At 46.7% G+C, this 12,256-nt stretch carries 5 protein-coding genes; 3 read left to right on the forward strand and 2 right to left on the reverse strand.

The window, feature by feature from the left end; translation table 11 throughout:
- Positions 1-179 precede the first annotated feature (179 nt).
- Together WBG78_RS21490 and tamL are read left to right on the forward strand one after the other, a co-directional pair.
- The gene (locus WBG78_RS21490) at positions 180-5,306 is read left to right on the forward strand and encodes a translocation/assembly module TamB domain-containing protein (RefSeq protein WP_337328551.1); all 5,127 of its coding nucleotides are present in this window, start codon (positions 180-182) and stop codon (positions 5,304-5,306) included.
- Between the two features lie 7 nt (positions 5,307-5,313).
- Positions 5,314-7,707 carry a translocation and assembly module lipoprotein TamL gene (gene tamL, locus WBG78_RS21495; RefSeq protein WP_337328552.1) on the forward strand — a complete coding sequence of 798 codons (2,394 nt, stop codon included), beginning with the start codon at positions 5,314-5,316 and terminating at the stop codon, positions 7,705-7,707.
- 82 nt (positions 7,708-7,789) lie between these two features.
- On the opposite strand, the gene WBG78_RS21500 is transcribed toward tamL, so the two are convergent.
- Positions 7,790-9,241 carry a hybrid sensor histidine kinase/response regulator gene (locus tag WBG78_RS21500; protein WP_337328553.1) on the reverse strand — a complete coding sequence of 484 codons (1,452 nt, stop codon included), beginning with the start codon at positions 9,239-9,241 and terminating at the stop codon, positions 7,790-7,792.
- Between the two features lie 5 nt (positions 9,242-9,246).
- Positions 9,247-11,442 carry a sensor histidine kinase gene (locus WBG78_RS21505; RefSeq protein WP_337328554.1) on the reverse strand — a complete coding sequence of 732 codons (2,196 nt, stop codon included), beginning with the start codon at positions 11,440-11,442 and terminating at the stop codon, positions 9,247-9,249.
- Positions 11,443-11,601: 159 nt separating this feature from the next.
- Between WBG78_RS21505 and WBG78_RS21510 the strand changes: the two genes are divergently transcribed.
- Positions 11,602-12,237 carry a porin family protein gene (locus tag WBG78_RS21510; RefSeq protein ID WP_337328555.1) on the forward strand — a complete coding sequence of 212 codons (636 nt, stop codon included), beginning with the start codon at positions 11,602-11,604 and terminating at the stop codon, positions 12,235-12,237.
- Positions 12,238-12,256: the final 19 nt, after the last annotated feature.

Genomic DNA, 12,256 nt, shown 5'->3' on the forward strand with positions numbered 1-12,256 from the left:
CTCAAGGAATTCCAGCACGATCGATCCGCGATCCATTGAGGTCGTATCCAATTCGCATTCACGATCGTTCTTGCAGCCGATCCTCAATCTCTTCCGCAGTATCTTCAAACGCGGTTGATCCCGAATTTTTAACTCTCTGCATTGTCCGTTCTCGATTCGAGTAGTTAATTTAACCCTGAATGATTCGGAAATGGACATGGAGAAAGTTTTTCATCAAGGCCCTTAAGGTCGTTGGTTACTCATTGCTCTCCATTGTTGTACTTTTGATCGTCATTGCCCTGGCCATTCAGATCCCGGCCGTGCAGAATACCATAGTTGAAAAGGCTGTTTCTTTCCTCGAAAAGAAGATAGGCACAAAAGTAAGCCTGAACCATCTCAGTCTCTCCTTTCCTAAGGCGGTCGTATTGGAGGGCCTTTATCTGGAAGATCAGAAAGCGGATACACTCCTTTACCTTGGACGGCTGTCAATTGACACAGATCTTTGGGCATTGACCCGAAACACTATTGAATTGAATGATGTTACACTGACTGATGCCGACATACGCATCAAACGTTCGGCGGTCGACAGCGCATTCAATTTTGACTACATCATTAAAGCGTTCTCAACGGGCGAGCAGCCTGCGGACACTACGGCGTCGAAACCCTGGACATTCAATATTGAGGATGTGAACCTTAAGGACGTTCGCGCACACTACCTCGACTCAATAGTCAAAATAGACACCAAAGTTCGCCTTCATCAGTTTGACGTTGGCGTCGACAGGTTTGATCTGAATGGACCGAGCATCACGATCGACGACATCGCGTTGAGTGACGTGCAGGCAAGTTATGTAAGCTGGCAGGTTCCGTCCGATAAAACTGACTCTGCGGGTACAGGCACCGTTACCCTGGCCGAAACAAACCCAGACACCAGCTCATTTAATCTCAGCTTTAAGACTATCAAGTTTGCTGACGTTTCCGCGGACTACAGACAAATCCCGCAGGGCCAGCACGCCAGGCTGAATCTGGGAACCTTACTCGTAACCGCTGAAGAGGTCGACCTTATCAGAAGAAAACTCGCACTTGAAAACGTTGAGTTGTCCAACACGTTTCTCTCCTATCAGCAGGCTGAAGGAATTGTATCGCCGGCGTCCCCACAGGCATCTGCCACGAAAAGCAATAAGAAGGCGAAGCACGCAACCAATAGGAATCATCTCCATTATCCAACGCAATCGGCAGCATCAAAAGTCATTTTAACAGCTGGTGCGTCGTTCGCCGACTCAGCTGATGCTTCCAATGCTTTTGACCTCGACTGGGATATTTCCCTGGCAAAACTTTCACTTTCGAACAACAATCTTCAATACTATGATTTCAATGTACCCCTCGCTCCGAAAGGTGTCGACTTCAGGCATTTATGGTTAACGAGACTAAGTATGGAGGCGGATGGACTAGCCGTTTCCGGTACTCAGGTGCAAGGAACGATAGGTTCTTTGGAGTTTTCCGAGCGAAGCGGATTGCAATTGACTCAAATGCAGGCACAAGTCAGGGCCGGAAATACCAGCGCTCAGTTAAAGGACTTGATCATCCGAACAGCAAATTCAAATATTGAAGGTTCAGTAAATGCCGCCTATCGTTCACTAAAAACAATTGCCGACGACTATCCGACGGCAAAGTTTGAACTGAAACTAAAGCCCTCTGTTGTCGCCATAGACGATGCGCTCATGTTTGCCCCAGGCGCGCTCGACTCCGTACCTGTTCACATTCCCAACGGAGGCGTTATACGTTTCCATGCAGATGCAAATGGAATGGTAAAAGACATCTCGCTCAGGGAGCTTGGGCTCTCTTATATGGACAGTACAGAAATCGTGGTCGGTGGTCGTGTAACGGGGCTGCCACACGCTGATCCACAATTTTCGGCCGATGTCAAACGTCTATACACAACGCGAAAAGAAATTGAGGCACTGCTGCCCGATAGCCTGCTCCCGACTGGTATCCAGCTGCCGGAATGGATTTCGCTTACGGGTAATGCGAAGGGCAGCGCAGCCAGTCCGGCAGCAAAGCTGCATTTAAAGACCAACCTTGGCGCCATACGCATCGATGGCAAATTCAAGAACCTTGATCAGAAGACGCCATCATATGATGCCAGGGTAGACATTGATCGATTTGATGCAGGGAGATTGCTTCGTCAGGCGGAAAAAATGGGCAGGCTCAGCGCGCATGTATCGGCAAGAGGAAAAGGATTCACAAAGGACAACATTAATTCCAAAGTTGATCTTGTTATCAAAGAGTTCCAGTATCAGCAATATGCGTATCGCGACCTGAATGTACATGGGACGCTTGTTAAGTATCTGTTTTCTGGAAAGGCCTGGCTCAACGATCCCAACCTGAATTTCACGCTTGATGGCGATCTCGACTATACAGGCGATGTTCCGTCATATGCACTAAAGTTTGATCTTAAGAATGCCGACTTTAAAGCCTTGCACTTTTCCGAGAGGCCGCTAAAGGCGCGCGGCATATTTGAATCCAATCTGGCTACCTCGGACTTTACTTCCATCAATGGCAACCTTGATATCCGTAAGTTCGGAATTTACAACGGCGACGCGCTTTACGCCGTCGACTCACTCCTGTTTGTTTCCATTGACCAGAAAGGAGAAAGCAAGATCAGCATCCGATCTGATATAGTTTCGGGTGACTTCGAAGGAACTATCAATCTTGTGGCCATGCCCGACGCTATTCGTCGCCACTTCAATAATTATTTTTCTCTTCACGACACAGCGTATAACCGGGCCGTAGATGTCCAGCGATTTAAGTTTGACCTGGTAATAAAAAACACTGAGCTCATCACTGAAATCCTGGTACCGGAGTTAGAGCCATTCGTGCCGGGCCGCATCGAAGGTGAGTTCGACAGCGAACAACACAAGCTCAACCTCCATGCGGATGTTTCCAGATTACAATACGGTGGCATCGGTCTCGATTCACTCATGCTCAATGTTACCTCCGACGAGAATGCAATGGACTATACACTCGGTCTTCGAAAGATCCGTTTCGATACATTGAGAATGGAGGCCCTGAGAGTAACAGGAAAAGTCGCCCATGATTCGATCCGCACGAAGTTGCTTATTCTTGATTCGCTGTTAAAGGACAAATACGCCTTAGGCGGCGCATTTTATAGTGAGAGTAATGCCATACAATTCCGTTTTCTAGAAGATGAGGTGGTAATGAATTACGCCCCATGGACGACGCCGGCAGACAACTACCTGCGCTTTACACCGAAGGGAATTCTGGCCCATAACTTTTCTATCACCAACATAAACGAGCGCATCTCACTGGTAACGCATGAGGAAAAGGAGGCACGAACAGCAATAGAGTTTAAGGACCTGAACCTGCAGAACATTACCAATATCGTCGAAGCTAAGGTACTCGTTGATGGCCTCATCAATGGAGATTTTATGCTTTCCGGCGAAGGAAGTTTTGAAACGGCATTGACGGTAAAAGAGCTTGAGATACTGGGTGTCGAGTGGGGAGATCTAGCTTTGAAGCTCGCTCATGAAAATACAGGTAAGTACCTCGTCGACCTCGGAATCAATGGAATCAACATGGAGTTTGGGGTTAAAGGAAACTACGTACCTGATTCAATAGCGTCTAAGATTGATTTAACAGCAGACATTTCGCGCATCAATCTCGTAGCGGTTGAACCCCTTACCGGGGGGCAACTGAAGAATTCATCTGGCAGCATTACCGGTGAGATGACATTGAAAGGGAGTCCAACTGCTCCTGAGATACGAGGTTTCCTGTCGTTTCAAAAGGCCTCTGTGGTTCCAAGCTTTGTTAATACCAAGTTTCTACTCCAGGATGAAAGGATAGCGTTCACTGCAGATGGTGTCGTGCTTGAGAACTTCAGAATCCTCGACGAACAAAACAATGCAGCCACCATCAAAGGAATTTTGAAGACGAAGGATTATGCAACGTTCAATATGGACCTTCGCCTGGATGCTAAGAACTTTCAGCTGTTGAATACGCAGCCGGATGAAAAGAATGCGCAGGTACCTAATGAGCTCTTCTATGGTAAAGTAGGCATCAATACAACGGCTACCATCGTTGGAACATTTACTGAGCCTAAGATCGATATGAACATTGATCTAAATGACGACAGCAAATTTACTTATGTGATACCACAGTCCGAGAAAGGTGTACTTGAACAGAAGGGCATCGTAGTGTTTAAAGATAAGGATGCAGCGAAGGATCCATTCCTTCGATCCATCGAGGCGAAGGACTCAGTGGGGTCGCGGTTTACGGGTATAGATCTTACGGCAAATATCGAGATAGATGATAAGGAGGAGTTGGGTATCGTAATCGATCCCGTGACCGGAGACAAGCTTGCTGTGAAAGGAAACTCAACACTTACGTTCGCGATGAACCCGACGGGTGAAATGACTCTTACTGGCCGCTATGAAATAACGTCGGGTACATATGATTTTACCTTTTACAGATTGCTGAAGAGGAACTTCAAAATTGAAAAAGGCAGTTCGATAACGTGGGCGGGTGATCCGCTTGAAGCCAATATGGATATTAAAGCTTCATATCTGGTCGAGACTTCGCCGTTAGAGTTGATGAGTAATCAGGTTACTTCAGACGAACAGCGAAACAATCTGCGTCAACGACTGCCCTTTCTGGTTTACCTGAACATCGACGGCGAATTAATGACGCCGGAGATTAGTTTTCAACTGGACATGCCGGAACAGAAGCGCAGCGCCGCTGCGGGTGCACCTTATGCACGTATTCAGGACATCAACACGCGGGAGTCGGATGTTAACAAGCAGGTATTTGCCTTGTTGATTCTGAAAAGGTTCGTGGCTGATGATGTCTTCGACAACCAATCCGGCGGATCAGTCGAAGCGACTGCCAGGCGTAGCGTTAGCAAGCTCCTCTCTGAACAGCTGAACCGGATGTCGGAAAACATCAAAGGCATAGAATTGACATTTGATGTCCGTTCGGATGAAGACTACTCAACGGGAGAGGCACAGGGACAGACTTCCGTGCAACTGGGTGTTCAGAAAACACTACTCGATGATCGACTGATCGTTAAAGTTTCCGGTAACGTAGACATCGAAGGGAACAAAAGCAATCAATCGTCATTTAGTGACTACATCGGTGATCTTGCTCTGGAGTATAAACTCACTCCCGACGGGCGCCTTAGAATAACTGGATTCAGAAACAGTGACTTTGATATCATATCCGGAGAACTCATCGAAACAGGCGCAGGTCTTATTTACATCAAGGATTATGATAAAGTAAAAGACCTTTTTAAAGCTAATGCAAAAAAGAAGTAGCCAAATTGTGTCGAAGACTGAAGCTGTGTGGCGAGCAACGCTACTGCTTTCACTCACGCTGCTGTGCGGCTGTACGGCTACTTCATTCCTGAAAGGAGACGAAAGTTTTTACGATGGCGCTGAGATCAGGTTTGACACTGAGGGCCGGCGCATCCGCAGGAAGAAGGCGATCGAAGCAGAACTTCAGGAACTGATCAACCCTAAACCAAACAAGAAGTTTCTGGGGATGAGAACAGGGGTATGGTTCTACTATGTTGCAGGCGATCCAAATAAGAAGAAGGGACTTGGCAACTTCATTCGAAGAAAGCTTGGCTCACCTCCGGTGCTGATGAAAGATGTTAACCCGCAGCGTACAGCAACAATGTTAGCGGGTCAATTGAACAACGATGGCTATTTCAAGTCGACTGTAAGCTCCGAAGTAAAAACAAAGAAGAAGGTCAGCAAGGTTATTTACAATGTAATTCTTAAGCCACCTTATCGGCTTGATACCATCCGTTTTCCGAGGCCGCGTGATAGCGTGTATGCTCCAATACTTCGGGAAGTAGCGGAAGAATCTCTACTTAAAAGACGTCAACGTTATGACCTCGAAAAGCTGCAAGCTGAACAGGCACGTCTTGAAGTTGCGTTGGAAGATCACGGCTTCTACTATTTCGACGACCGCTATTTGATCTTTGAAGCTGACAGCACGATTGGCAAGCGTAAAGTAAATCTCGATCTTAAACTTGAACCTGGCATCCCTCAACGTGCTAAACGAATTTATAAGTTTGGAAGAGTTAACGTATTTCCGGATTATACGCTCATACCGGATTCACTTGGACCAAAGGCCGACACAACTGTAGTTAATCGCTTTTACTACATCGATAAAAACCACAGGTTCCGCCCGGAGATAATTACTGATGTAATAAACATCAAAGAGGGCGAAACTTATACCCGGGAGGCACAACGCCTTACACTATCCCACCTGATGGGACTTGGAGTGTTCAAGTTTGTCAACATTAAGTTTTCGGAGCTTCACGCCGATTCTTCAAGGCTTGTAACAAATATTCAGCTGACCACGCTTCCCAAAAAATCGTTACGCGCAGAAGCCCAGGGGATATCGAAGTCGAATAACTTCGTCGGCCCGGGTTTGTTGTTAACATTCACCAATCGAAATTTCTTCCGTGGCGCTGAGTTGTTTCAGTTAAAGCTCAATGCGGGCTACGAATGGCAGCTTAGCCGTCAAAACGAGAATACGTTGAACTCGCTGGAGGTCGGGGCGGAATCGAGTCTTACTATTCCACGGTTCATTTCTCCAATCAGAATAGACTATAGCTCCCGTACTTATCTTCCTAAAACGATTATTAAGGCGGGTATAAATTTCCAGAATCGTGTTGGATACTATCGGTTAAGTTCTGCCAACCTTGCCTATGGATATATCTGGCGTGAGACGGCTGACAAGACCCATGAGCTTTATCCTGCGGACATAAGTTTCGTCCGAACCGACCGTAGATCAGATACTTTCGAGTCATTACTCGACACAAATCCAATCCTTAAGCAATCGTTCGAAAACCAATTTATTATTGGCAGCCGGTATTCGTTCACATATAACTCACAGCTGCACGAGGATCCGATGAGCCAGTTTGATAAGACACGCAAAGTCCGGGAACACAACTTCTTCTTTAACGGAAATGTTGATGTCGCCGGTAATCTGATTAACGCGATCCAAAAGATTGGAAGCAAGCAGGAAACTTCGTATGAGTTATTTGGACTTCCCTATTCTCAATATGTAAAGGGCGACGTCGATTTCCGATACTATTGGCAACTCGACAAGCGAAATAAGATTGCAACAAGGATAATCGTGGGTGCTGGTTATCCTTATGGAAACTCAAAAAAGATAATAAACGACACGGTCAGATACACGATGCCTTATATCAAACAGTTCGCGGTAGGTGGCTCCAATAGTCTACGTGCATTTCAGGCCCGATCGGTCGGTCCGGGAACATATTATATACGGAACGAGTATCCGGACGGTGAAAATCTGTTTGTTGATCAACGCGCTGACATTAAGCTAGAAGGCAATGCTGAGTTTCGATTTGATATTTACAAGATGTTCAAAGGGGCTGTCTTTGTCGATGCCGGAAATATCTGGACATTCAGAGACGAGCCCGAGCGCCCAGGTGGCAAGTTCAGCAATGCTTTCTTAAAGCAACTCGCTGTCGGTACTGGCGCTGGTTTACGCGTTGATTTCTCCTTCTTCGTCTTCCGCCTGGATGTGGCGTTCCCTATAAGAAAACCGTGGGTTAAGGATGCTGAAAACAATACACCACATCCCGAATGGGTAGTTAAAGATGTCGACTTTGGTAGCAGAGAATGGCGAAAGGAGAATCTTATATTTAATATCGCCTTTGGATATCCGTTCTAGAATTGGCTTACCCTGTTAGTATAGTGTCGCAATTCAAGGCGAAGAGATATTCCCTGCTTGAAACGTTTCAAGAAATCCGCAATTACTCCGAAAGCTTAAAGTGAATAGCGAACGTTGTTCCCTCATTCACTTTGCTCGTAACTTCCACCAAAGCACCATGCCCTGAGAGAATATTTCGGGTAGATGTTAACCCAAGCCCCATTCCTCCCTCCTTGCTGGTGAAGAACGGATCAAAAAGTCTCTCCAGATCGTCGGGTGGGATACCCTTACCGTTGTCAGCTATGAATACCACAACATTGCCAGGATTATTCTCGACGCGAACGCTCAGTATACCTGCCCCAGGATGCATCGCCTCAACAGCATTGATAACTATGTTAAGCAGGGCGATTTTCATTTTCTCCTTATCAACCAACAGCCTTGGAAGGTCTTTGCCTCGTTGACTTTCGAGCCGGATCTGTTTGAGATTCATACGATCCATTGCAAGGGCCAGTGTCTCGTCCAATATTTCATCTACAGTGACAAGCTGAAGATCCAGCTCACGAGGTCTTGACGAATTCAGCATCTCACCGATCAGCTGCTCAATGCGACCGGCATTGCGCTCGATAATGTCGCTGAACAATGTTACCGACTCATTATCCGAAGGCATCTCATCTTTTAGCTGCTCCAGAGCAAGGGTAAGATTGGTTAAGGGGTTGCGCACTTCATGAGCAATCATCCGCGCAATCTTTCCGGTCATCGATAATCTTTCTGCCAGCAGCATGTCCTTCTCGGCCTTCTTGCGCATGGTAAGATCGTGTACTATTCCCTGGTAGCAACAAAAGTCGGAGGCCTGATCAGGAATAAACACACAGTTCAGCAGACATATCTTCTTGTCACCGGAGCGGTTCACCAGCAACACTTCAAAATCCTTAATCTGCTCCGACTCATTCAAGGCATCGCGGCAGTATGCGTACGCGTCGGGATCTGCAAAAAGATCTTTAATCTCCAGCTTAACAGCATCCTCACGGGTAATGCTAAAGAAGCTAAGGAAGGCCGAGTTTACGTCAATGATATGCATCTTGTCGTTGGCGAGAAAAATCGGATCTATCGAACGTTCGAACAGCGAACGATACTTCTTTTCCTTCTCATCCAGTTCGCGAATAACTGACGACTGACTTAAAGCATATCGGATGCTCCTTTCCAGTAACGATGGGCTCAGTTCAGTCTTCACGAGATAATCCGCGGCGCCATAGCGGCTGGCGTCAAGGTCCACCTTCATGTCTCCCTGTCCAGTAAGAAGTATGCACGGCACGAGCACGCCTTTGTCCTGCACGAACTTGATGAGATCAAGTCCGTTCTCGCTGCCAAGTCTGTAGTCGATAAGAAATATGTCGAAGCGCTCGCGAAGCATTCGTTCGCGTGCATGCTGAGGATTGGCTACCCATTCGACTTTAAATCTGTAATATTCACTTTCACTCAGATATTCGCGTGCGAGAACGACGTCATCCTCGTCGTCTTCGACCAGCAATACCCTGATTTCCTGTGCTCCCGTCATGTCCCTTAGTCTACTGGTAATATAATGATAAATTCAGAGCCCACATTTTCCTCGCTCCGGGCGAAAATATGACCCTGATGATTGGAAACTATCTTTCTGCAAATAGACAAACCTATGCCAGTGCCTTCGTATTCGTTTCGTCCATGGAGGCGCTGAAATATGTTGAATATCTTTTCGGCGTACTTCTCCTCGAATCCAATGCCATTGTCGCGCACGATAAAACAGGCCCAGTCACGCGGCGCAACCGCCAGTTTGTATTCGCTATAGATGTCCGATGATCGCATAATCCGGCCTGAAATATTTACTATCGATTGCTGATCGGGTTTGTGGAATTTTATCCCATTGCTGATCAGATTTTGAAACAGACGTCTGATTTGAGTATGGTCTCCCATGATATCCGGAAGCGGCCCGACCTCCACCAGTGCATGTTCGCGACGGATCTGTTCGTTGATATCATCAAGCACCTCGTCCATCAAGGAAGGCATCGCCACGCGCTCAAACTGATTAGCGCTTCGACTGACGCGAGAAAAGAGAAGCAGGTCCTCAATCAACACCTGCATTCGCGCAGCTGCAGACTGCATTCGCTGAATGTAATCAACGCGAAGCGCATCGCCTTTTGCATGACTTTTAGTTGCCAGGTCTCCAAAAGCCCTGATCTTCCTCAATGGCTCCTGCAAATCATGCGACGCTACATAGGCAAACTGCTCAAGGTCTTCATTGGAACGCTTTAACTCCGACGTGTATTGCTTCAGTTGATTTTCGTAAAGCTTTCGCTCAGTGATATCAATAACGGTCCCCAGCACATCGGGCTGCAAAGTGTGAGTAGGTGCAGGCTTTAGCACCATCGCCAGATATGAAGTCTTGTTATTGACATCGATTCTATATTCAAGCCGGGATGTTTTTGGAGTCCACCTTAGGTCTGCGAGGAAACTGCGCATCGCAGGGCGATCTTCCAGATTCACATTGTCCGTAAAGGAGCTCCAGGATGGCGTATAGTCGAGAGGTGATTTTCCAAGAATGCGGTAAAGTCCGTCCGACCAGATTAATTCATCATTTTGTCTCATCCATCGCCAGCTGCCCATGTTCGCCACCTCTTCGGCATCCTTCAACAAGACTTCTCTTTCCTCTATGAGCATTCGCTGCATTTTCTGACTCGTGATATCAGAAAAGGTTACTACCAATCCATCTTCAAGCTTCACTGCCGTGATGTTGTACCAGGCGTTCATAACGTCGCCGGAAAACTGGCGTTCGATCTGACTCGGCACGGCTGATTCCACTGCGTCCCTGAACATCTCGAACAGTCCATCTGATTTCGCGCCAGGTGTTACCTCCAGTAGCTTTTTGCCCAGGAGCGTCTTCTCCTTAGAATACAACGTCGCCAGACTCACGGCATTTGCCAATATCCATTCAAAATCTACAATCTCATTCCTGTTGTCGCGAAGAGCGCGGAATGCCATTATACAATCAAGAGAATTGTCAATAACATTACGGAGTGTCTTCTGGGTAAACTCGCGAATGCCAACTTCTTTACGCATAGTTTGGATACTATCGCGAAGGCTGTCTTCTGCCTTCTTGCGTTTCTCCAGCTCATCCAGCACGCGCGTGAACAGAAATGCAATACCAGCGAGCGAAGCCAGTCCATAAAACAGCAGCGATACCGGCGCTACGTTTCTATTACCTGTTTCGCTTGTCGATCGTTGTTCAACAATTCTTTCCTCATCGGCTCTTATACGGCGGCCGAGAGAGCGAATCGCATCCATATTATCCCGACTCCTGGCAATCAGTCCCGTTTCGTATCGGTCCATGTAGAGCTCGCTCCTTTTCGCATTTGAAAGAATCTCTCCCACTATCCCAAACTGATTATCAATTAATACCTTCAGCGTATCTACGCGACTCTTCTGAACAGCATTTCGCGAGACAAGACTATCCAGCAACTTCAGAACACCAGGTAATTCCACCACCGACGTATGGTAAGGAACAAGCAAGACCGAATCACGGGTGAGCTGATAACCGTAATGACCAATCTCCGAGTCTTTGATTGAAGAGAGCAATCGCTCCAGTGTTTCCTGTACATCGGATGAATGCCGAATAACACGAACCTCTTTAATGTAATTATCAAGGCTTTTATACGTGATAAAATTCAATGCAATGAGAAACAAAACAATGCCCAGAAACAGAAGTTTAACATATCCACTCTTCATGTTGCTGCGGGTCTACAATTGGGGGAATTAATTCTATCTGACAACGAATTGGCGCAATGCGTCGCACTGATTGTGACGTCATACTTCAGAATTACGGCAAAATTTCTGTTTGGCTTAATATTTATTCCGGTGTCTTTGTTAAAACAACGTGATATATATATGAACTCAAAACGATTTAAACTATTATCATTATTCGCTCTGGTTGCCATAGTTCTGGCGGGAATTAGTGATGCAAATGCGCAGATACGTGCCGGTGTCAAAGGGGGCCTTAACGTGAGCAACTTGTACTCAGACGATATTGACGACAAGAACGCGCGATACGGATTCAATGCTGGTTTATACGGCCAGGTCTTTTCAACCGAAACCTTTGCCATACAACCAGAGTTGCTGTATTCGACGAGAGGTACAAGAGCTGAATACGGTGGGATCATCGATCAAACAGTAAAGTTTAACTTGAATTATCTGGACCTGCCGGTGTTAGCTGTTTTCAAGCTGGGCGATGCTGCAGAGATTCATTTGGGTCCTTACGTCAGTTATCTGTTGAGTTCGAATATCAAATACTCGGGCGATGTAGTCAATGGAACTGATGAGATTAATCGCGACAATCTTAAGCACTTCGACTTTGGTGTCTCCGGAGGATTCGGACTGAACTTTGGTCCAGCCCAAGTCGGCGCCCGGTACAATCTTGGCCTTACAGAAATCGCTGACAGCGACCTTGCCCGCAGGACGATTGGTGACGCCAAAAACTCCTGTGCTCAACTCTACCTCGCATTCAACCTCAACCAGGCCAAGTAGAGTGATATATGATTCAAAC

This window comes from Chryseolinea sp. T2, assembly GCF_037203685.1.
Classification (GTDB): Bacteria; Bacteroidota; Bacteroidia; order Cytophagales; family Cyclobacteriaceae; genus Chryseolinea.

Coding starts and splice junctions, on each gene's coding strand:
- WBG78_RS21490 (WP_337328551.1), top strand. CDS start 180: ATGATTCGGAAATGGACATGGAGAAAGTTTTTCATCAAGGCCCTTAAG.
- WBG78_RS21500 (WP_337328553.1), bottom strand. CDS start 9,241: ATGACGGGAGCACAGGAAATCAGGGTATTGCTGGTCGAAGACGACGAG.
- WBG78_RS21505 (WP_337328554.1), bottom strand. CDS start 11,442: ATGAAGAGTGGATATGTTAAACTTCTGTTTCTGGGCATTGTTTTGTTT.
- WBG78_RS21510 (WP_337328555.1), top strand. CDS start 11,602: ATGAACTCAAAACGATTTAAACTATTATCATTATTCGCTCTGGTTGCC.